The organism is Aurantiacibacter sp. KMU-128 (genome assembly GCF_056933515.1).
This window is the reverse complement of sequence record NZ_JBXORT010000001.1, coordinates 1,331,421-1,353,592: the sequence shown is the minus strand read 5'-3', so window position 1 is coordinate 1,353,592 and position 22,172 is coordinate 1,331,421. Positions and strand designations below refer to the sequence as shown.

Here is a 22,172-nt window from a genome sequence, read left to right as displayed (position 1 = left end):
CAGCGTGGTGTGGCTGGTTGAGCGGGAGGGTCTCGCGGCAAGCCATGGGGTTCATTCCAAACATGATACTAGATCGGGTAAAGCCGCTCGACGCCATCCTTGCGACGGCCGAGCGCAAATCGCTCCATCGTTCGTTGTCGGGTGTCCAGCTGATGCTGTTCGGGATCGGTTGCATTATCGGCACGGGCATTTTCGTTTTGACTGCCGCGGGCGCGCAAAAAGCGGGGCCGGGCCTGATGCTTGCCTTCGTTATCGCAGGCGCAGTCTGCATCGTCGCGGCGCTCTGCTATTCCGAAGTCGCTTCGATGATTCCGGTCGCGGGGTCTGCCTACACCTACAGTTATGCCTCGACCGGCGAGTTGCTCGCCTGGACCGTAGGCTGGGCGCTGATCCTCGAATATGCCGTCGCGGCGAGCGCCGTGTCGGTGGGTTGGTCGGGCTATTTCAGCGGGACAATATTACAGGAGTTCTTCGGAATATCCCTGCCAGCGTGGCTTTCCGCAGGGCCGCTGGCCTTGGGCGGCGCGCCCGGCGGATTTATCAACCTCCCGGCACTGGTAATCGCTTTGTTGGTCACCGGCTTGCTGGTGGTTGGCACGTCGGAAAGCGCCAAGGTGAACGCGGTGTTGGTGGCGATCAAGATTAGCGCGTTGCTCGCCTTCATCGCCCTTACGCTGACGAGCTCCGAATTCGATATGGCGAATTTCAACCCCTTCCTTCCGGCAGGGCTGGACGGTGGCTTTGGTAGCGGCATCGGTGCCGTGGGTGCCGCCGCCACCATCTTCTTCGCCTATGTCGGGTTTGACGCGGTCTCGACTGCAGCGGAGGAAACAAAGAATCCGCAGAAGAACGTGCCTTTCGGCCTGATCGGATCGCTGCTGGTTTGCACCGTGTTTTATATTCTTGTGGTGGCAGGCGCCGTGGGCACGATTGGCGGTCAACCGATCATGGGTCCGAACGGCATTCCTTTCCCCGCAGGATCGGAAGAGCTGGCGCGGCAATGTGCTTTGCCCGCCTATTCGGGCATGCTTGTGTGTTCGGACGAGGCGCTGGCCCATGTGCTCCGCCAGATCGGCTTTGGCACCATAGGCAATATGCTCGGTATTGCGGCGTTCCTCGCCCTTCCTTCGGTGATCCTTGTGCTGATCTTTGCACAAACCCGCATCTTCTTCGTGATGAGCCGCGATGGTCTGCTGCCCGAGCGTCTCAGCGTGGTGCACCCCAAGTGGAAAACGCCGCACGTCGTTACAATCATGACGGGTCTGGTGGTTGCTGTGGGCGCCGCGTTCTTTCCCGTGGGCCTGCTGGCGGACTATGCCAATGCGGGCACGCTGTATGCGTTCTTTATGGTCGCGGTGACGGTGATGGTGCTGCGCAAAAAGGATCCGACGCGCCACCGGCCATTCAAGATGGCTGGCGTGTGGATCATCGCTCCGCTCACCCTGGCGGGCTGCCTATGGCTCTATCTCAGTCTGCCGTGGCAGGCCATTCTGGTGCTGCCGATCTGGGCGACAATCGGTCTGGTGATCTACTTCGCCTATGGCCGCAACCGCAGCCATCTGGGGCGCGGTATTGTTGAAGTGGTGGACGATATCGGTGGTGAAGAAACGATGGTTCCGATCCATCCGCCTGCCGATCAGTAAAGTAGTACGCGCAGGTCGATATCGCGAAAAAGGGGGAGCGAAAGGCTGGCACTTTCGCTCCACCCGATCTGGATGACGTTCTCGGAATACAGGCGCTGGTGATCGCCATCGCTGGCGTTGTTGAACCGGATCGCAATCCGTTCCCCGAAAGGCAGGTGAGCGATCGTATCCGCAAGCTCGGGACGCCTGATTTTGCCGCCATGCTGCGTGACCTTGAGGCGAAGATTACCTTCTTCGCACCGCCAACTCACCGGCAGCAACCGATGTTCGACGGTGCTGAGATCGTGCCATTCGGTCACCGGCATATAATCCGATCTGGCATCGCGGCGAATCTGCTGGAACCATCCGGCCTTGCTTGGGCCGGGCGGAACGAAGGGCGGTTCGCGGTCGATGGCGTTGCGCATCGCTCCCGCTTCGGCTCCGCGATAGCCTTTTGACCAGCTCAGCCGAAGCCACTGAATCGCTAGATTTCCCTGTAAACGCGTCATTCGTCTGAATAACCCGGCAACGCCTTGTCGCCAAGCCACGCCGCGCCTAGTCTCTCGTGCAAAGATAAGGGAGATACCACATGATCCGCACACTTCTCGCCGCAACGGCGCTTTCCGTCATTGCGCAGCCTGCCCTTGCGCAGAGTGCCGAGCAGGATTTCACCGAACTGCGTGAAGAAGTGTGGCAATGGACGCTCGACAATTCGCCGGGCCTCGCCACCAGTCTGGGTGACCGGCGCGGGGACGGGCTGCTGGGCGATAACTCGCTGGCGAATGAAGAGCGGTTGCTGGCGGAAACCGAAGCCTATCGTGCGCGCTTGCTCGCCATTGATCCGGCCAGCCTGCCGCAAAATCTGCAAATCGACCATGCGCTGATGCTGCGCAGTTTTGACGACGAGTTGGAAGCGGCAACGCATCCGCACACGCGCTATATCGCTTTCACCAATCGCGGCGGGCCGCAGGGTGCGATCGCGGGTCTGCCCTATGGCTCGCCTCTGTTCACTGCTGCCGATTACGAGAGCTATATCGGGCGGTTGGAAGCCTTTCCCGGCTATGTGTCGAACGTTATCGAGCGCAGCGAGCGGGCCATCGAGCTTGGCCTGACGCAGCCGTGCGAACCGATGGAGGGCTACGAGAATTCGATCACCGGTCTGCTTGCCGAGACACCCGAAGACTCGATCTGGTGGAGCGCCTTTGCCGAGCGTCCGTCTACCATCACAGAAGACGTGTGGAGCGATCTGGTTGTGCGCGGACGCGAAGCAATCTCAGATGGTGCCTTCGCAGGTCTGCAAAGTTTCGCGGATTTCTACACCACCGAATACGCCCCCAATTGCCGTACCGACGCAAGCCCCGGCATTGGCGGCACTCCCGGCGGTCAGGAATATTACGCCTACCGCGTGCGCAGCTTCACCACCACCGAGATGACCCCGCAGGAAGTCCACGATCTGGGCCTGTCCGAAGTCGCGCGTATCCGGGCAGAAATGGAGGCGGTCGCGGCATCGGCGGGGTTCGCCAGTCGCGAGGCCTATATCGAGCATTTACGCACCGATCCGCAATATTACCCCACCGACGAGGAAAGCTATCTGCAATATACGCAGGCGCTGGCGAAGGAGATCGACGGATGGATGCCGCGCCTGTTCGGCCGCCTGCCGCGACTTCCCTACACGGTACAGCCGATCCCTGCCGCAAACGCGCCGGGTAATACGACCGCCTATTACGAGCCGGGTTCGATCGCCACCGGACAGCCGGGGATTTACCGCCTCAACCTGACCGAGCTCGACCAGCGTCCACTGTGGGAGCTTCCCGCGCTCGGCGTGCACGAGGCGGTGCCGGGGCACCACCACCAGATCGCTCTACAGCAAGAACTCGACATCCACCCACTGCGCGCCAATGGCACGTTTTTCACCGTGTTTGTAGAAGGCTGGGGGCTGTATTCCGAGCGTCTCGGCATCGAGATGGGCCTGTATGATACGCCCGCCGAGGAAATGGGCCGCCTAAGCTACGAGATGTGGCGCGCGAGCCGCTTGGTCGTCGATACCGGCATTCACGCGCTGGGCTGGACGCGGCAGGATGCGGTGGATTTCATGTTGGAGAATACCGCGCTTTCCGAAGGCAATATCAATGCCGAGGTCAATCGCTACATCACCTGGCCGGGGCAAGCGCTGGCATACAAGCTCGGCGAGCTCAAAATCCGCGAATTGCGGGCGCGGGCGGAGGAGATGCTGGGCGAGAATTTCGACCTGCGCGCCTTCCATGACACAATACTCGAAAACGGTTCGGTTCCGCTCGATGTGCTCGAGGCCCACGTGGATCGCTGGATTGCCTCCCAAATCGATAACTAACTGTGGCGTCTCAGGCGGCGAGGCGAACCTGATCACGTCCATTCTGCTTGGCCGCATATAGGGCGTCATCGGCACTCGCGATCAATGCGGTGCGGTCATCGTCGGGGTCCAATTGAGTCACGCCAGCGCTCAGCGTGATATTCAGTGTCTTTCCGTCCTCAATGGTGATCGGCGTCGCGGCAATTGCCTGCAACAGTCGGTCGCAAGCGGTGGCAGCCTGTTGGACGTCGCAATCCGGGAAAGCCATGATGAATTCCTCTCCACCGAGGCGCCCGACCAGATCCTGATCTCGCATGACTTGCAAGGCAGTTTTGCCGACGGTCCTTATAACTTCGTCTCCGGCGGGATGTCCGAAAGTATCATTTACTTTCTTGAAGTGATCGATATCGAAAATCGCGACCGAAAGCGGACGCCCGTTTCGCTTTGCAGCGCCGATCATCCGGTCCAGCGATTGGAAAATTTCGCGGCGGTTGGCCAACCCTGTCAATTCGTCGGTTTGCGCATATCTGCGCATTTCCTCGATTGCTACCTGCTCCCGTAGAAGCGAGCGGCGCAGTGCCAAAGCGACGCCGCCACCGAGAAAAAGTAGCAACACGCCAACGATCCCCAATAATCGCACGAAAACGGATTCGCGGTATGATGCCGCATCGGCTTGCACAGTGCGTTCGGAAAGTAAGGCTCGTTGCTGTGTTTCGACAGCATCAATGTCTTCCATGATCTCTTCGATCATCGCGCGACCAAAGTCTTCGCGTCGCCGCTCAACCTCTTCGGGTGTGGCTCCGCTCTCGGTCATCGCGATAGCATTCGCCGTTGCTTCAAGGTTTTCGACGACGACGTCGCGAAGGTTTCGGATACGTTCCGATTGAGCAGCGTCGTCACTCACCATGGTCTCGAGCGTGGCAATCGCTTCCAACGCGTTTGCCTTACCCTCCTCGTACGGCTCAAGAAACGTGCGATCTTTGGTGAGTATGTAACCACGTTCGCCACGCACAATCGCGAGATTTGCCAGCCTTAACTCTGCAGTTTCGGAAAGAACATCAAGAGTATGGCGCTCCCACTCTTCGGCCAAGACCTCCTCGTTGCGGGATTGGTAAGCGAGGATACTCGCTATGACCAACAACGTTGCCAAGATCAGTGTTGCCGCAACGGCAATGCCCCCAAGCCAAGAAGATGGCCTGCCTTTCAAGTGCCCTGTCGCGGCCCTTTGTGCACGTTGCAGCGTGGTAGACATGGTGTTCAGGATAATGTTTAAAGGTTAATTCGACGCTGAAGGCTGCATCAGTGCCGCGAGGCTGAAGTTTCGGGTGGCGAGGCTCCTAACCTTGCATATTCTGCACACGCCAAAATTCGGGCACAGCGCCGCCATTTTCATTGCAGGGCAAGGTCGCGGTTTCTAAAGCGCGCTTACGTCACATAAGGGCAGTCTGAACACCGTGATCCTATCCCCATTCGAATGGTCTATCGCCAGACGCTATATGCTGCCTGGCCGCAGCGAGGCGATTATCGCGCTGGTGGCGGGCATTTCCATCACCGTGGTCGCGCTCTCGGTCGCCATGTTGCTGATTGTGATGAGCGTGATGAACGGATTTCGCGCAGAGCTGATCGACCGCATCACCGCGCTCAACGGCCATGCCGTGGTACAGGCCTATGGTGGTCGGCTCGAAAACTGGGAGAGCGTTCTCGAAGAAATCCGCGCGACGGAGGGCGTGGTCGATGCCTCGCCGATGATCGAACAACCGCTTGCCGCATCGTATAATGGCCGCACCGAAGTGGTGTTCGTGCGCGGGCAGACCGATGAAGATATCGCGCGGATGGAAGAAAATCTGGTTGCGGGTGATCTTGCCACGCTCGCAAACAGCGACCGCAATATTGCCATCGGATCGCAACTCCAGCGCAATCTCGGCCTCCGGCTTGGCGACACGTTGACCGTGTTCAACCCGCAAGGCCGTACCACGCCGTTCGGCACCGTGCCGCGGCAGATCGGTTATACCGTCACTGCGGTGTTCGAAGTCGGCCTGTATGATTTTGACGAACGGTTTGTCGTCATGCCCATCCCGCAGGCGCAGGAATTGCTGCTCACGGGCGATGCGATCAGCATGATCGAAGTGCAGACCGAAGACCCGAACCGCGTCGATGAGATCCTCGCACCGGTGAAGGAGCGACTCGCTTCGCAAGCTATCGTCACCAACTGGCAGCAGATGAACGCTTCGCTGTTCGAAGCCTTGCAGGTGGAACGGGTAGCGATGTTCTTCGCGCTGTCGATCATCGTGCTGGTCGCCGCCTTCAACATCCTCTCGTCACTGGTGATGCTGGTGCGGAGCAAAACGCGCGATATTGCGATTATCCGCACGATGGGTGCAACACGGCGCAGCCTGATGAAGATTTTTGTCACTACCGGCTCTGTAGTGGGTGTGATCGGCACGTTCACCGGACTGGCGCTGGGTTTCACGGTGCTGTTTTTCCGCAACGGAATTGCCAAATTTCTCAGCAATGTTTTCGGTGTGAGTGTGTGGGATCCTTCGGTCCGCTTCCTCACAGAATTGCCCTCACGCACGGACCCGATGGAAGTGCTGATGATCGTCGGCATGGCGATGGGGCTGAGCTTCCTCGCGACGCTCTACCCCGCCTATCGTGCGGCGAATACCGATCCGGTGGAGGTGCTGCGTTATGAGTAGTCCGGTTGTCAAACTCACCGGCCTTGCGCGCAGCTTTACGCAGGGTGACGTAACGATCGAAGTGCTGTGCGGTGTCGATCTGGAGATCGCTCCGGGCGAGATCGTGGCGCTGCTCGGCCCGTCGGGCTCGGGCAAGTCGACGCTGCTGCAGGCGGTGGGACTGCTGGAGGGCGGTTTCTCCGGCAAGATCGAGATTGCAGGACACGATGCCAGCGCGCTCGACGGGGCTGCTCGAACGGTTCTGCGCCGCGACCATCTGGGCTTCGTCTACCAGTTTCATCACCTGCTGCCCGACTTTACTGCACTCGAAAACGTCATGATGCCGCAATTGCTGGTCGGTGCGCCGCGCGCCGATGCGGCCGAACGGGCGGGCCAATTGCTCGGTGCACTGGGCCTTGGCCACCGGCTCGATCACCGTCCGGCCAAGCTTTCGGGCGGGGAGCAGCAGCGCGTCGCTGTGGCCCGCGCGCTCGCGAACAAGCCGCAATTGGTGCTGGCGGACGAGCCCACCGGCAATCTCGACGAGAAAACATCCGACCGCGTGCTGGGCGAGTTCCTCGAACTTGTGCGCGGACAGGGCAGCGCAGCGCTGGTCGCCACGCACAACGAAGGCCTTGCCGCGCGGATGGACCGCGTTGTGCGGTTGCATGAAGGACGGATTGAATAGAGGAACGCTCATGTCCACGCTGAAAGCCATTCTCGCCGCCACGGCGTCGCTCGCTGCCCCCGCTGCGATGGCGCAGGAGGGCGAAGGGTTTGACGGGGACGAAGAAGGTTCGCTTCCTGCCAAGGCTTCATGCGACGGCATCGAGTTTCGCGCTTTCGATTTCTGGATCGGCCGCTGGACGGTGGCAAACAATGGCGAAGACCTGCCCTTTGCCATGAACAATATCGAAAGCGTCGCTGAAGGCTGCGTGATACGTGAAACTTACACTCCCATGGACGGACCGATGGGGGTGAGCATGACGACGCTCGAACCCGATACCGGCATCTGGCACCAGTTATGGGTTGGCGGTGTGCCCGGACGGGTGCACTTCCAGGGCGGCCCGGTCGGCGATCTAGGCGATACAATGGTGCTGACCGGTTTCTGGGGTAGCAATGAAGACGGGCAACCGCAGCTTGTCCGCATGACCTACACCTATCGCGAGGACGGCACGGTGCGGCAATTGGGCGAGGCGAGCAGCGACCAGGGTTCTACGTGGTCTGTCTCCTTCGACCTCGTTTACACTCCGTTTCCGCCACAATAGGCTTCGCCTAATCGGCAGGTTTTTTGACGTAACCAATCGGCGATGCGGCGCGAAACTTCCCCGCAAAGGAGGAAGCGACCATGTTTGAAGCACTATCCGAATGGTTCCTGTCACTGGGCAGCGAATACGGCGTCAATCCGTGGATCTTCGGCGCGATCTATGTCGGCGCGATCCCGTTCTTCCTCGCCTCGATCGGATGGCTGGTTAAGAATGCGCGGGCGGGCAAGTCGACTGTGCTCCCGACCATGTCAGCAGGGTTCTTCTTCGTCTCCGCCTATATCTATCTGGCGATTGTCGGAAACAACATCCCGGTCTGGGTGTGGATATTCCTTGCCGTGCTGGTGATCTGGGGCGCGATTTCGCAAGTGCGCCAGACACGCGCGAAGATTGCTGCGGCCAAGGCAGAGCAGGCTAGCACCGAGGCGTAGTTTTGCCCGCGCTTGTCCACCGCCACACTTGGCGAATCCACGGGCGGGCAGCATATTGCGGGCATGGCTTTTGCACCCTTCGTTCCGCTGCGCCTCACTTCCAGCTACTCGATGCTGGAAGGCGCAATCGATCCCAAAGCGATTGCCAAGCTGGCCAAGGAGCGTGGCTTTCCCGCCATCGCCATTTGTGACCGCAACGGCCTCTACGCATCCTCCATGTTCGCCAGCGCGGCGGTGGAGGAAGGGGTGCAACCGATTATCGGCACGCTACTCGGGTTACAACGGGGCGAGGGTGGGGCGGTCGACTACCTCCCTCTTTATGCGCAGGATGAAGATGGCTGGAACAATCTGTGCCACCTCGTCAGTCGCGCGCATCTTGATCGCCCGCTGGAGCTTGAACCGCACGTCACGATGGCCGATTTGGAAGGTCACACGGATGGCCTGATTGCGTTGACGGGGTCAAGCGAAGGTGCGCTCGCGCGGCTGCTCGCCGACGGGAAGGAGCGCCGTGCGAATGAAATGGCGCAGCGATTGGCGAGCCTTTTTCCAGATCGGCTTTATGTCGAACTTGCGCGGCGCGGTGACCCGGTGGAGGAAGCGGCGGAAGAAGGTCTGATCGACCTCGCTTATGCGCTGAACCTCCCACTCGTCGCCACCAACCCGGCCAATTTTGCCGAGCCGCACCAGCATAGCGCGCATGATGCCATGTTGTGCATCGCCAATTCCTCGCAGATCGACAGTGCTGACCGGCCGACCTCCAACCCCGAAGCCTATATCAAGCACGCCAGCGTGATGCAGGAGCTATTCGCGGATTTGCCAGAGGCGACCGCGAACACTCTGGTCATCGCCAAACGGTGCGGCTTCGCACCGCCGCGCCGCAAGCCGATCCTGCCCAGCTTGGCAGGCGATTTGGAAGGCGAAGCGCGAATGCTGGAGGAAGACGCGCGCAAGGGGCTTGATGCGCGCCTTTCTCTCTATCCGGAGCTGAGCGCAGAGGAACGCGCGGTCTATGACGAGCGGCTCGACTACGAAGTCGGCATCATCCGCAATATGGGGTTCCCCGGCTACTTCCTGATCGTTGCCGACTTCATCAAATGGGCGAAGGCGCAGGGCATTCCGGTGGGGCCGGGGCGTGGTTCGGGCGCGGGCTCGCTGGTCGCGTGGGCGCTGACGATTACCGATCTCGATCCAATCCGCTTGGGCCTGCTGTTCGAGCGGTTCCTCAATCCCGAACGTGTGTCCATGCCCGACTTCGATATCGACTTCTGCGAAACGCGGCGCGGCGAAGTCATTCATTACGTTCAGGAGAAATACGGCAAAGACAAGGTCGCGCAGATCATCACCTTCGGCAAGATGAAGGCGCGCGCGGTACTGCGGGACACGGGCCGCATCCTGCAAATGCCCTATGGACAGGTGGACCGGCTCACCAAAATGGTGCCCAACCATCCAACCGATCCGTGGACGCTTCCACGCACGCTCAACGGCGCCGCCGATTTCAAACGCGAATATGACAATGACAATGAGGTGAAGCGCCTCATCGATCTGGCGATGCAGTTGGAGGGGTTCCCGCGCAATTCCTCCACCCACGCTGCCGGTGTGGTGATCGGCGACCGGCCACTCAGCCAGCTCGTCCCGCTGTTCCGCGATCCGCGTTCGGATATGCCGGTGACGCAGTTCGACATGAAAAATGTCGAGGATACGGGGCTGGTAAAATTCGACTTCCTCGGCCTCAAGACCCTGAGCGTGCTGCGCAAGGCGTGCGATTTGCTGGAGCGGCGCGGGATTACGGTCGATCTCGACACGCTGGCATGGGACGATCCGGGCGTTTTCGAACTGCTCAAACGCGGCGACACGGTCGGCGTGTTCCAGCTCGAATCCGAAGGGATGCGACGCACGCTGACCGCGGTGAAACCGACGAAGTTCGAAGACATTATCGCGCTCGTCTCGCTCTATCGTCCCGGCCCGATGGACAACATTCCGCTGTTCGGGAAGCGCAAGGCGGGCGAGGTCGAGATCGAGTATCCGCACGAGAAGCTGAAGGGCATTCTCGAAGAGACATATGGCATCTTCGTGTACCAGGAACAGGTAATGCAGGCCGCGCAGATCCTCGCCGGATACTCGCTTGGAGACGCCGACCTGTTGCGCCGCGCGATGGGTAAAAAGAACCAGGCGGAAATGGACAAGCAGCGATCACGCTTTGCAGAGGGCTGCAAGGAAGTGAGCGGGATCGAGAAGGACGAGGCCAACGCCTTATTCGACTTGATCGACAAATTTGCCGGTTACGGCTTCAACAAATCCCACGCGGCGGCCTATGCGCTGCTGAGTTACCAGACGGCTTGGCTAAAGACGCATTATCCCGAAGAGTTCTACGCCGCATCTATGTGCTTTGATATGCACCAGTCGGAAAAGCTGGCGGTGTTTGTCGATGATGCGCGGCGCAACGGTATTTCGCTATTGCCCCCCTGCATCAACGCCTCGGAAGCCGAATTCTGTGTCGAACAGACCGAGGAAGGCTGGGCGGTGCGCTACGCTCTCGCGGGCATCCGCAATGTCGGCGAGAAGGCAATGGAGCAGGTCGTGGCCGAGCGCATCGGGAATGGCCCGTTCGAAAGCCTGGAAGAGGTATTCCGCCGGTTGCCGCACGGGGCGATGAACCGGAAGCAGCTGGAGAGCCTTGCAGGTGCGGGCGGATTCGACGCGCTAGAGTCCAACCGCGCCAAGATCCTCGCCAATGCCGATATGCTGCTGGCCGTGGCTGACGCGGCCAATCGCGAGAAGGCGAGCGGACAGGCAGGCCTGTTTGGCGGCGACGACCATGCCGAGCCGACGCTCAAGCTGTTCGAAGTGGCGCCATGGTCGCGCGGCGAGCAGATGGAGCAGGAGCGGCTCAATTTTGGCTTCTATTTTGCCGAACATCCGGTCGCTGAGTTCAAGGAGATCGCCTCCGCCAATGGCGCACGCAGCTATGCCGCCTTGATGGAAAGCGGCTGCGGCGGCGGGCGGCAACCTGCGGTAATGGCGGCGATGGTGGAAAGCGTGAACAAGGGTCGCACCAAACGCGGGGCGGCGTTCATTCGCGCAGACTTCAGCGACTCCTCCGGCCAGTTCAGTGCCGCCTGCTTTGAGGAATCGCTGGTCGACAGCTTCGTGCAATGGGCGGCGGATGGCACCTGCGTCCTGCTGAATGTGGAACTCGATTCGCCCAATCCCGACGATCCACCGCGCGTTACCGTGCGCGGTGCACGCCCGCTTGCCGAAGTGACCAGTGCGCAGAAGATGCAATTGCTCGCCTCGGTTGAAACGGTTGATGCGCTTGTTCGCCTGCGGGAGCTGCTCGAACCCGGTCGTGCGGGGCACGGTGAGGTACGTGTGCGGTTGTGTCTTGGGGAAGAGCACGATCCGCGGGTCCTGTTAGGGCGTGACTTCAAGCTGGGGAGCAACCTGCTTGACCAGCTCGACAGGGTGGAAGGACTGACCGACGTCCGGCTTGAGCCTGTTCGCGGCGCGGCACACTTGCGCCTGGTAGCGTAAACTCGCCATCCAATGCCGCCCAATGCCGCCCGTCGGCAACCCTTCAACCATAGAAAAAGGGCCGGAGGATTGCTCCTACGGCCCTTTCCTAATGCCATTGGCTGGCAGTGATTACATACCCGAACCCGGGCCGTAGGTCACTTCCACGCGGCGGTTCTGCAGTTCGCGCACACCGTCTGCGGTGGGAACGCGGTTCTGCGTTTCACCGAAGGCTTCGCTCATGATGCGAGCAGCCGGGATACCGCGACCGGTAAGGTACTGCTGCACAGCGGCGTTACGACGCTGCGAGAGACCAACGTTGTACTGCGCCGAACCCGAGCGGTCAGCGTGACCGGCGAGCATGACGCGGGCCGTGCCGCAGTTGCTGTAGGCGCTGACCGCGCTGTTGAGCACGTTGGCCGCTTCCGGAGTGATCGTCGACTGATCCCAATCGAAGAACACGATGTACGGGCCGGTCTCACACGCAACCACTGGCGGCGGCGGGGGAGGCGGCGGGGGCGGAGGCGGCGGAGGCGGCGGGGGAGGCGGCGGGGGCGGAGGCGGAGGCGGGGGAGGAGGAGTCTCGTCACCACCAAAGTTGTAGATAAACGTCCCCAGCACCGAGTGCGTGCCGATCTGCGAGTTGAAATCGCGGCCGAGCGTATCGGTGAAGTCCAGACCTTCGACGTTGAAGTAACGATACTTCAGCGACGCATCGATGCGATCGGTAATCGGTGCGTAAATCTGGGCAATCGCCTGCCAGGCAAAGCGGACGTCATTGTCTTCGGTGATGATGTCATCGCCGGTCGAGAATGCCTGGAAGTCAAGGATGCGGACGTTGGCAACGCCGACACCGCCACCGACTGCAACGCCAAAGCCGTTGTCTTCGCCGCCGAGATCGAGAAGAATGTTGAGCATACCGCTCCACACTTCGGTGTTGCCGCCGATCGGGTCAAACTCGGTTTGGGCAGGATCCGAAAGCTGCACTGAACCATCGGTAGCAAAGCTTGCCGGAACGCGCAGCAGGCTCGTCATGCTGTCCAGTTCCCAGTTCTTGTAGGAACCTTCGACTTCAAAGCGGAGCATACCGGCGTCGTAACCGATAACGCCTTCGCCTTCCCAGCCGAAATCATTGTCGATGTCCATTGCAACGACATCTTCCTGCTCCAGCGTGGTGTCTTCGGCGCTGAGCACACCAGCGCCCAGGCCGATGTAGAACCCACCGTCCTGAGCCATTGCCGGCAGTGAGACAAGCGCGGTTGCGCTCATCAGGGCGGTCGTGATTTTCCTCATCCGGATATCCCCTATAATCAAACCACTGCGAATCAATCCGCAGCATCATTGGCTTCCTAGCCATATTTTGCGACTATGCCGATAGTGCCTTATCGTAAAATTTCGCGCTGTGCACCGTGTTTTGAAAAGCCGTTGCAGAGTAGTCGCAATTTCGCATCACTTTGCCGCATTTCGGAACAGAATTCGCAGAAATCCGTGTGTCTGGTACACAATGCGCCGTCATTTCTCCGCAAGACGTGGAATAAGATCGACGAAATTGCACGGCCGGTGCCGGCTATCGAGCTGTTCATGGAGAATGCCGTCCCACCCGTCGCGTACGGCTCCGTTCGAGCCGGGCAAAGTGAAGATATAGGTCGAACCTGCCAGCACGGCACACGCCCGCGACTGGATTGCGGAAGTGCCTATGCTCTTTTGACTTATCGAGCGGAACAGTTCTCCAAAGCCCGGAATGTCCTTGGTTTTGACGAGTTCCAGCGCTTCCGGAGTCACATCGCGTCCGGTAAGACCCGTCCCACCAGTTGTCAGGATAACATCGATAGCGGGGTCCTCGCACCACGCACGCAACTGCGCGGCAATTGCTGCCGCATCGTCGCAGCAGATAGTCCGCGCCGCCAGATTGTGCCCCTTGGCGACAATTCTCTCTGCCAGAATTTCGCCCGAACTGTCGGTTTCCGGAGTGCGCGTGTCCGAAATCGTCAGAACCGCGATATTGATGCGGATGAAAGGCAGTCGCGGGTCTATTGCCATTACTGGCCGCCTGCGGACATATACACCCGGCCACTTTCCAGGCCATTGCCATCGGGGAACAGCGGCCAGCCATTTTGCGCGAGCGCCATACGTGTAGGCGAGGGCGCATTGGCCTGCCGTTCGTACATCCAGTAATTGCGCATCACGATGGCGACGTAGCTGCGCGTCTCCCAATAGGGGATCGCCTCCATATACAGCAGCGGATCGTCGAAGTCGTTGATCTCGCTTTCCCAGCGGCGGATTGGCGTCATCCCGGCATTATAGGCGGCCATGATGACGGGCAGGCGCTGGCGGGTGGCCGGATCGTCGCGCAGCATTTCCAGATTGCGCTGCCCGAAGGCGAGATTGGTGCCGGGGTCGTAGATGTTGACGCTGCCCGCACTCAGGCCAAGCGTCGGCGCGTGCTGGCGCACGGTGATCGGTGTGATCTGCATCAGGCCCATTGCGTCGGCAGGGCTGCGCGCATCGGCGCGGAAATTGCTCTCTTGCAGAATATGCGCAAAGGCCAGCGCGGGATCGATGCGCCATCCGTTGTAAGGCGCGATCTTGGGGGCGGGAAAATGGGAAGCCTCATCGGCCTGCCCGCCAATCGGTGCGTTGAACGCCATGTAAAGCTGCGTCTGCGGAAAACCGAGCGCGCGGGCGAGACGCGACAGCGGCTCGTAATCCGCCGGATCGCCGATGCGCGCCTGATGCAGCAGGACCTGACTGCCCAGGACATCCTGCCCGATTTCGGCAAGACCGATGGCGACCTGGACGTTCTCTATACCGCCGAGCCTTTGCCAGTCTTGCGGCGTAAAGTCGGCGGTTTCGACCCTGTCCGGCAACCGGCGACCAAGCTGTTCTGCCGCGAGCATTCCGTACATGGTGCGATCATCAAGCGCGGCATCGCTCAGCAGCTGGTTGGCCAAATCAGGCTGGCGACAGCGCATAGCCGCTCGGCTTCCCCAATAGAGAGCTGCAGTGCGCAAATTGGGACTGCTCGCGCCTGCGGCTGACCGGCGGAATGCATCGCCAGACTGGCGACAATCGTTGAGTCGCCATGCCGCCAGTCCTGCGGTGAAGTCACCTTCGGCAACCCAGGGACCGCTTCCCACGCTGACCGTTTGCGCCATCGCCAGCGCTTCGGCATCGCGGTTCTCGATAAAGTAGCTCCACGCCACGCGCGCCCGCCATTCTGCCCGCGCTTCCGAGCTCAGAGCGGCATCGACACCATCGAGCAGGACGCGCGCGCCATCCGGATCGTCATTGGTGATGCGTTCCAGAATGGCAGAGCGTATATTACCCGGCATGGTGCCGTCGTCCACGCTGCGCGGACGGTTGCGTCGCGGCATGGTGCTCTGACCGACAAGGTCACGGACATAGGGAAGATTAGGCGCGCTTGCGGCGCCGCGGGTTACGCTCAGGCGTCCGATCTGCTCCGCCTGCGGCAATTCGCGCCCCGTCGCCAGCCACTCCTGCAAAGCGGGCAGCTCAATCCGCGGCGAATCGGCATCGAGATAATATTGCGCCCGCGCGACATCGGTCAGCAGCCCGTCGGGGCGCTGGTTAAGCAGGCTTTCCACCGTCGCCCAGTCATTGCGATCGATAGCCTGGAAAACCGCGCGGTAATGCTCTCTGTCACCAGCGGATAGCTGTTGCGGCACCTCGGACGCTGCGATGCGTGCGGTGAAGTATGTGCGGGTATTCTGCTCTTGCGCTGCTGCGTTCGCGGGCAAGATCGCCGCAGCGAGACAGGCGCAAGGGACAAGCAGGGATCGGAACATGGATGTCATCAGGAAGTCCAGGCAAGCAGCCGCTGCCATAACCGTGCGCGCTGGCGCGGATGGTCGAGCAAGCGGTCGGGTGCGAAAGTGGCGAGGGCCGGAATGCCCTCAATCGAAGTGAAATGATCCGCAGGGGTCGCCGGATCGTGGCCGAGCAAAAGCGGCAATTTGCTGCCGAACAGGATAACCCGCTGTGGCTTGGTGAGCGCGATATGGCGGGCGACAGCATGGCCGAGTCCGTGGCGCTGCAATTCGTCCCAGTCGGGCAGGGTGATATGTGCGGGCAGGGCGGAGGCGGTGTAGATCTGCTGCGAATCGAGCGACAGGGCCCGCGCGATATTCACCACGAGACGACCCTGCGCGCCGGAAAGGAGCGCCTCACGGTCGTCGTGTTCGGGCATGGGCACGACCAGCATAAGCGTCGCGCCTGCTTCCCCGCGTGGCGCGATGCGCGGGGCGGGTGTTTTGGGGAGGGGGCTGTCGGGAGACATCCACCATTCGCGGAACGCCGCCAGCGTATCGGGCAAATCAGCAGGAGAAATGGCAGGCTTGAACGGTTCTTGCTCTGCCTGCTTTGCGACCACTTGTGCGGCTTGCTTGGGCGCTTCTGCTTCACCGTCGGACAGCCAGCTTTGCGGGCTGTCCTCGAAATCGCAGTCCACGCCCGCATCGCGCCACCAGTCGAGCGCGGCGGCGTACTGATCCGCAAGGCCGTTTTCCGGCGAGATTTCTGCGTGTTTTTCCATTGCGAGACCAAGGCCGGTCTTGACCTTAACAGGTGCGTCGATCAAGTCCCGCTCCAACAGAACATCGGTAAAACGGGATGAAATGATGGTTGAACGGGAATCAATGCCCGTAGACGTGGTGATTGTCGGCGGCGGGCCTGCGGGTCTGGCAGCGGCGATCCGTCTCAAGCAGCTGAATGAAGAGCTGGAAGTCGTGGTGCTGGAAAAGGGCTCCGAGATCGGGGCGCATATCCTTTCGGGCGCGGTGGTCGATCCCAAGGCTCTGGACGAGTTGCTGCCCGACTGGCGCAGCATGGATTGCCCGATGGCGGAAACGCCCGTTACCGATAACTGGCACTGGGTGCTGAGCAATGGCGGGAAGACCAGCATCCCGCACCTCGCCATGCCGCCCTTCATGTCGAACAAAGGCTGCTACACCGGCTCGCTCGGCAATCTGACGCGTTGGCTGGGCGAACAGGCCGAAGCGCTGGGCGTGATGGTCTTCCCCGGCTTCCCTGCTGCCGAAGTGATGTTCAACGATGCCGGTGCAGTGACCGGCGTGATCACGCAGGATATGGGCGTTGCTGCAGACGGCTCGCACAAGCCCGATTTCCAGCCCGGCATGGAAATCCACGCGAAATATACATTGTTTGCAGAGGGTGCGCGCGGAAACCTCACAAAGCAGATGAAGTCGCGCTTCGATCTCGAAGCCAATTGCCAGCCGCAGGTTTACGGCCTCGGCATCAAGGAATTGTGGGACATCGACCCCGAAAAGCACGTTCCGGGCCGCGTGATCCACACGCAGGGCTGGCCCTTGAGCGAAAGCGACACGTGGGGCGGTGGTTTCCTCTATCATCAGGCGAATGGTCAGGTGGCCTTGGGCTTCGTGACCGCGCTCGATTACAAGAACCCCTATGTCTCGCCGTTCCAGGAATTCCAGCGGTGGAAACAGCATCCGGCGATCCGCGAATATCTCGAAGGTGGCACCCGCGTTGCCTATGGCGCGCGCGCGATCAATGAAGGCGGATGGCAGTCCGTGCCCAAGCTCGCCTTCCCCGGCGGCGCGCTGATCGGTTGCGCGGCGGGCTTCGTGAACGTCCCGCGCATCAAGGGCAGCCACACCGCGATGAAAAGCGGAATGCTGGCGGCAGAGAGCGTGGCAGCCGCTATCGGTGCCGAACGCGAGCATGATGAAGTCGCTGACTACGATGCCAACGTCCGCGAAAGTTGGATCGCCAAGGAATTGAAGCTGGTGCAGAATGCGCAGCCCATGGTCGCCAAGTTCGGCAATGATCTGGGCACCGTGCTGGCGGGCGTCGATATGTGGCTGCGGCAGGTGAAACTGGGCATCATCCCGGCGATGAAGCACCACCGCGATTATGAGGAGCTGGGCCGCGCCGATCTGTATCAGCCGATCGACTATCCCAAGCCCGATGGCGTGATCAGCTTCGATCGCCTCACCAGCGTCTCCTACAGCTTCACCAACCATGCCGAGGATCAGCCGAACCATTTGAAGGTCGCCGATCTCGAATTGCAGAAGGCAAGCGAGTTCGAGGTCTTCGCAGGCCCGTCAACGCGCTATTGCCCGGCAGGTGTGTATGAGTGGCTGGAAGAGGAAGGGCAGGAGCCCAAATTTCAGATCAACTCGCAAAACTGCGTCCACTGCAAGACCTGCGATATCAAAGACCCGAACCAGAACATCAACTGGACGACGCCCGAAGGCGGCGGCGGGCCGAATTATCCGAATATGTGATTGGTGAAGCAGTTAATAGACCTGTGAATGAAACGCGACCTTTTGACGAATTGATGCGCGAGGTTTGCGTCACGTATGGCTATTGTGGCGGCTTAGTGCATGGCAAGCCAAGTCACGTGACGGACTTCATCCCGGAAAACGGACCGGTTTCTGCCAAGCAATTTGCAGACTGGTTGTTTTTGGCTGACGGTGCCGATCCCAGTGAGATTTCCGGGCGACTTGCCAAGCTGCATGCTGCGCTGCAAGACGCCTTCGTCAGGCACATGGGGGCAGCAACCGTAGACGCTTCGGTTCTCCGCTGGCTTTAGTCCATGCACCTGACCGAAACCGCCTACGCCAAGATCAACCTCGCGCTGCACGTCCGGCGGCGTCGGGAGGACGGGTATCATGAGTTGGAGACGCTGTTTGCGTTCGTCGATGCGGGTGACGAGCTAACGGCGCGCCCGGCGGAGCGGGATAGCGTCACCATCATTGGCGAATTTTCCCCCGCGCTCGACAATCCCTTCGACAATATCGTCGCAAAGGCGCTGAGCGCGCTACCGCGCGCCGATGGCCTCGCCATAACGCTCGAAAAGAACCTGCCGGTGGCTGCTGGCCTCGGCGGAGGCTCGGCAGACGCGGGCGCGGTCTTTCGCATGATCCGCGATGCCTACGCCCTGCCCGAAGACTGGCGCGCCCGTGCGGCGAAACTCGGAGCCGATGTGCCCGCCTGTGTCGACAGCGATACACATATTGGCGGCGGCGTAGGGGACGAGCGGCGCGAGGTCGTGAATGATGTCGCGGGATTGCCCGTTCTGCTGGTCAATCCGCGCACACCGCTTTCCACCGCTGCCGTTTTCAAAGCGTGGCAAGGCGAGGACGATGGCCCGCTGCCCGAAGGTTCAGCGCGGGATATCGCTCTCAACGGCACCAACGGGCTCGAACGCCCCGCCATCCAATTGTGCGAACCGATTGCCGATGTGCTCGAGCAATTGGGCGCGACCGATGCGATCCTTTCGCGTATGTCGGGCTCCGGCGCGACCTGTTTCGCGCTGTTCAACGCGATCGAGGATCGGGACGCGGCGGCTTTGCGCTTGTCAGAAAAGCGCCCTAAATGGTGGCAAATGAAAGGCAAATTGCGATGAAAGCTTCCAACAACCGTTCGTGTCGAGCGAAGTCGAGACACCATGCCATTGGCATCTCGACTTCGCTCGATGCGAAAGGGAGGCAGCGATGAGCGAACCCGTTTTCCGCATGATCGGCGAAGCCACGCGCGGCGGCATTGTCGCGGTGTGCGATCATGCCTCCAATGCGGTTCCCGATGGTATCGAGCTGGGGGTATCCGCCGCCACGATGCAAAAGCACGTCGCCTGGGATATCGGCGCAGGCGGCGTATGCGAGCGACTGGCGCGGCGACACGGCATTGCCGCGATGCTCGGCGAGGTCAGCCGCCTCGTAATCGATCTCCACCGCGAGGAGGATTCGGACGGGCTGATCCCCACAACCAGCGACGGCATCCTGATCCCCGGCAATATCGGCGCCGACCGCAACAGGCGGCTCGCCGATTTCCACCGGCCCTATCATGACGCCATGGCGCAATGGCTCGACACTGTGCAGCCTGCGCTGATCCTCTCGATCCATTCCTTCACGCCCGAACTCGAAACGCAGCCGGGTGCACAAAGGCCATGGGAGATCGGCTTGCTCTACAATCAGGATGACCGCGCCGCGCGCCATGCCATCCGCTTGTTCTGCGAATTGGGTGTAACCGTGGGCGACAATGAACCCTATTCGGGCAAGCTACTCAATGCGACCATGAACCGCCACGCAGAGGCGTTCGGGCGGCCCTATTGCGCCATCGAAATCCGCAACGATCTGATCGCCGAGGAGCGCGGGCAGGCGCGTTGGGCGGCGATTATCGCCGATGTTGCAGGTCGGGTGAAGCTGGCGCTGGAAACCGCCACTTGATTTACCGCCCCTCGCGCGCCAAGCACGCCCGCGAAAGGGGTTTGCCTTGACTACGTTCGATAAATCCAAATTGCCGAGCCGCCACGTATCAATGGGGCCGGAACGCGCGCCGCATCGTTCCTATTATTACGCAATGGGCATGACGGAGGAGCAGATCGCGCAGCCCTTTGTCGCGATTGCCTCTGCCGGAAACGACAGCGCCCCATGCAATACCGCGCTGGATGCGCAGGCCAATATCTGCCGCCAAGGGGTGGAGCAGGCTGGCGGAACGCCGCGCCGGTTCAACACCATTACCGTCACCGATGGTATCGCGATGGGCCATCAGGGGATGAAAAGCTCGCTCGTCAGCCGCGAGGTGATTGCCGACAGCATGGAATTGTCGGTCCGCGGCCACTGCTACGATGCGCTGGTCGGCTTTGCCGGATGCGACAAGAGCTTGCCCGGCATGATGATGGCGATGCTGCGTCTCAACGTGCCGAGCATTTTCGTCTATGGCGGATCGATCCTGCCCGGCACTTTCCACGACAAGGACGTGACCGTTGTCGATGTGTTCGAGGCGGTGGGCCAGCACGCGGCGGGCAATTGTCCGTTGCAGGAGCTGATCGCGCTCGAAAAGGTCGCGTGTCCCGGCCACGGCGCGTGCGGCGGGCAGTTTACCGCGAACACCATGGCCTGCGTGGGCGAGGCCATCGGATTGTCGCTTCCGAACAGCAATATGGCACCCGCTCCTTACAAATCGCGCGAGGAAATCGCGATCGCTGCCGGACGTCAGGTTATGGCGCTGCTGGAGCGAAATCTGCGTCCGCGTGACATTTGCACCCGCGCCGCTTTCGAAAATGCCGCCCGCGTGGTCGCGGCTACGGGGGGCTCCACCAATGCCGCGCTGCACCTGCCCGCCATGGCGAGCGAGTGCGGCATCGAATTCGACCTGTTCGACGTGGCGGAGATCTTCAAATCAACGCCTTACATCGCCGATCTCAAACCCGGCGGCCGCTATGTGGCGAAGGATATGCACGAGGCTGGCGGCGTCTATATGCTGATGAAGACGCTGCTCGATGGCGGGTTCCTCGATCCCGAGCCGCTAACCGTCACCGGCAAGACGCTCGGCGAGAATATCGAGGAAGTCACCTGGAACCCCGACCAGAAGGTGATCTACGAAGTTTCCAATCCCATCACACCCACAGGCGGGGTGGTCGGCCTCAAGGGCTCGCTGGCTCCCGAAGGTGCTATTGTGAAAGTAGCAGGGATGAAGCGCCTGCAATTCACCGGCATCGCCCGGGTGTTCGATTGCGAGGAGGATGCCTTCGCCGCGGTCGAGCAGCGCGACATTGCCGAGGGCAGCGTCATTGTAATCCGCTATGAAGGGCCGAAGGGCGGGCCGGGAATGCGCGAAATGCTTTCCACCACGGCTGCGCTTTACGGGCAGGGCATGGGAGAGAAGGTTGCGTTGATTACTGACGGCCGTTTCTCAGGCGCGACGCGCGGGTTCTGCATCGGCCATGTCGGGCCGGAAGCCGCCGAGGGCGGGCCGATTGCGCTGGTGGAAGATGGCGACACAATCGCCATCGACGCCGAAGCGGGAACGATCGATCTGGTGGTTGACGAGGTCACGCTGGCAGAGCGCCGCGCGCGCTGGCAACCGCGCGAGAATGATTACCAGTCGGGTGCATTGTGGCGCTACGCCCAGAATGTCGGTCCGGCGGTGAACGGCGCGATCACCCATCCGGGCGCGGCGAAGGAAAAGCACATTTATGCCGATATTTGATCCCAGAATCGCACTCGCCCCCTTGATCCTGCTGTCGGCGTCCGCGTGCGAGCTGGCGGAGGAAAACGCATCGCTGCCAACTGTCGAATGCGCAATCAATGGTGCCTCTGCTTTCGCCCCCGATTGCACGATGGAGCGGGCCGAGGACGAGGGCGCGAGCATCCTGATCGTCCGCCACCCCGATGGCGCGTTCCGCCGCTTCGAACTGGGCGTGCCGGGCGAGGGGATCATTACCGCCGACGGAATGCAGCCTGCCGAAGTCGTGCCCGGCGAAGGCATGATCGAAGTGCGTGTGGGCGCAGATCGCTATCGCCTGCCGGTCAGTGAGTAAGGTGGCTAGCGGGGCA

19 protein-coding genes are annotated in these 22,172 nt (G+C 60.9%); 13 read left to right on the top strand and 6 right to left on the bottom strand.

Annotated elements, in window-relative coordinates:
• Positions 1-62 precede the first annotated feature (62 nt).
• Positions 63-1,643 carry an amino acid permease gene (locus tag ACS0VV_RS06815; protein WP_483531971.1) on the top strand — a complete coding sequence of 527 codons (1,581 nt, stop codon included), beginning with the start codon at positions 63-65 and terminating at the stop codon, positions 1,641-1,643.
• Here ACS0VV_RS06815 and ACS0VV_RS06810 read toward each other — a convergent pair.
• A complete protein-coding gene (locus ACS0VV_RS06810; protein WP_483531970.1) occupies positions 1,637-2,131 on the bottom strand; it encodes a hypothetical protein in 495 nt (164 codons plus the stop codon). The genes ACS0VV_RS06815 and ACS0VV_RS06810 overlap by 7 nt on opposite strands.
• An 80-nt stretch (positions 2,132-2,211) precedes the next feature.
• Here ACS0VV_RS06810 and ACS0VV_RS06805 point away from each other — a divergent pair, with 80 nt between their 5' ends.
• Complete coding sequence (locus ACS0VV_RS06805; RefSeq protein WP_483531969.1) at positions 2,212-3,972, top strand: DUF885 domain-containing protein; 1,761 nt, start codon at positions 2,212-2,214, stop codon at positions 3,970-3,972.
• Positions 3,973-3,982: 10 nt separating this feature from the next.
• Here ACS0VV_RS06805 and ACS0VV_RS06800 read toward each other — a convergent pair whose 3' ends face one another.
• Entirely contained in the window at positions 3,983-5,203 is a 1,221-nt protein-coding gene (locus ACS0VV_RS06800) for a sensor domain-containing diguanylate cyclase (protein ID WP_483531968.1), read from the bottom strand.
• Positions 5,204-5,405: 202 nt separating this feature from the next.
• On the opposite strand from ACS0VV_RS06800, the gene ACS0VV_RS06795 reads away from it, so the two are divergent.
• From ACS0VV_RS06795 to dnaE, 5 genes are all read left to right on the top strand, one after another.
• Positions 5,406-6,647, top strand: coding sequence for a lipoprotein-releasing ABC transporter permease subunit (locus ACS0VV_RS06795; RefSeq protein ID WP_483531967.1), 1,242 nt, complete (start codon positions 5,406-5,408; stop codon positions 6,645-6,647).
• Positions 6,640-7,314 carry an ABC transporter ATP-binding protein gene (locus tag ACS0VV_RS06790; RefSeq protein WP_483531966.1) on the top strand — a complete coding sequence of 225 codons (675 nt, stop codon included), beginning with the start codon at positions 6,640-6,642 and terminating at the stop codon, positions 7,312-7,314. The genes ACS0VV_RS06795 and ACS0VV_RS06790 overlap by 8 nt, the downstream gene beginning before the upstream one ends.
• Positions 7,315-7,324: 10 nt before the next feature.
• A complete protein-coding gene (locus ACS0VV_RS06785) occupies positions 7,325-7,894 on the top strand; it encodes a hypothetical protein (protein ID WP_483531965.1) in 570 nt (189 codons plus the stop codon).
• Between the two features lie 80 nt (positions 7,895-7,974).
• On the top strand, positions 7,975-8,322 hold the full coding sequence (locus tag ACS0VV_RS06780; RefSeq protein WP_483531964.1) for a hypothetical protein: 348 nt from the start codon (positions 7,975-7,977) through the stop codon (positions 8,320-8,322).
• Positions 8,323-8,385: 63 nt separating this feature from the next.
• A complete protein-coding gene (gene dnaE, locus ACS0VV_RS06775; RefSeq protein WP_483531963.1) occupies positions 8,386-11,853 on the top strand; it encodes a DNA polymerase III subunit alpha in 3,468 nt (1,155 codons plus the stop codon).
• 111 nt (positions 11,854-11,964) lie between these two features.
• Here dnaE and ACS0VV_RS06770 read toward each other — a convergent pair whose 3' ends face one another.
• From ACS0VV_RS06770 to ACS0VV_RS06755, 4 genes are all read right to left on the bottom strand, one after another.
• On the bottom strand, positions 11,965-13,125 hold the full coding sequence (locus ACS0VV_RS06770; RefSeq protein WP_483531962.1) for an OmpA family protein: 1,161 nt from the start codon (positions 13,123-13,125) through the stop codon (positions 11,965-11,967).
• A gap of 219 nt (positions 13,126-13,344) precedes the next feature.
• Positions 13,345-13,872 carry a molybdenum cofactor biosynthesis protein B gene (gene moaB, locus ACS0VV_RS06765; RefSeq protein ID WP_483531961.1) on the bottom strand — a complete coding sequence of 176 codons (528 nt, stop codon included), beginning with the start codon at positions 13,870-13,872 and terminating at the stop codon, positions 13,345-13,347.
• Complete coding sequence (locus ACS0VV_RS06760) at positions 13,872-15,638, bottom strand: lytic transglycosylase domain-containing protein (protein WP_483531960.1); 1,767 nt, start codon at positions 15,636-15,638, stop codon at positions 13,872-13,874. The genes moaB and ACS0VV_RS06760 overlap by 1 nt, the downstream gene beginning before the upstream one ends.
• Positions 15,639-15,646: 8 nt before the next feature.
• Complete coding sequence (locus tag ACS0VV_RS06755; RefSeq protein WP_483531959.1) at positions 15,647-16,429, bottom strand: uracil-DNA glycosylase family protein; 783 nt, start codon at positions 16,427-16,429, stop codon at positions 15,647-15,649.
• Positions 16,430-16,469: 40 nt separating this feature from the next.
• Here ACS0VV_RS06755 and ACS0VV_RS06750 point away from each other — a divergent pair, with 40 nt between their 5' ends.
• From ACS0VV_RS06750 to ACS0VV_RS06725, 6 genes are all read left to right on the top strand, one after another.
• The gene (locus ACS0VV_RS06750; RefSeq protein WP_483531958.1) at positions 16,470-18,116 is read left to right on the top strand and encodes an electron transfer flavoprotein-ubiquinone oxidoreductase; all 1,647 of its coding nucleotides are present in this window, start codon (positions 16,470-16,472) and stop codon (positions 18,114-18,116) included.
• A gap of 23 nt (positions 18,117-18,139) precedes the next feature.
• Positions 18,140-18,424 (top strand): hypothetical protein, encoded by a 285-nt coding sequence (locus tag ACS0VV_RS06745; RefSeq protein WP_483531957.1) that lies wholly within the window; start codon positions 18,140-18,142, stop codon positions 18,422-18,424.
• Between the two features lie 3 nt (positions 18,425-18,427).
• Positions 18,428-19,240 (top strand): 4-(cytidine 5'-diphospho)-2-C-methyl-D-erythritol kinase, encoded by an 813-nt coding sequence (locus ACS0VV_RS06740; RefSeq protein ID WP_483531956.1) that lies wholly within the window; start codon positions 18,428-18,430, stop codon positions 19,238-19,240.
• Positions 19,241-19,328: 88 nt separating this feature from the next.
• The gene (locus tag ACS0VV_RS06735) at positions 19,329-20,060 is read left to right on the top strand and encodes an N-formylglutamate amidohydrolase (RefSeq protein WP_483531955.1); all 732 of its coding nucleotides are present in this window, start codon (positions 19,329-19,331) and stop codon (positions 20,058-20,060) included.
• Between the two features lie 46 nt (positions 20,061-20,106).
• Positions 20,107-21,825, top strand: a complete 1,719-nt coding sequence (gene ilvD / locus ACS0VV_RS06730) for a dihydroxy-acid dehydratase (protein WP_483531954.1) — start codon at positions 20,107-20,109, stop codon at positions 21,823-21,825.
• Positions 21,826-21,847: 22 nt separating this feature from the next.
• Positions 21,848-22,156, top strand: coding sequence for a hypothetical protein (locus ACS0VV_RS06725; protein WP_483531953.1), 309 nt, complete (start codon positions 21,848-21,850; stop codon positions 22,154-22,156).
• Positions 22,157-22,172 lie beyond the last annotated feature (16 nt).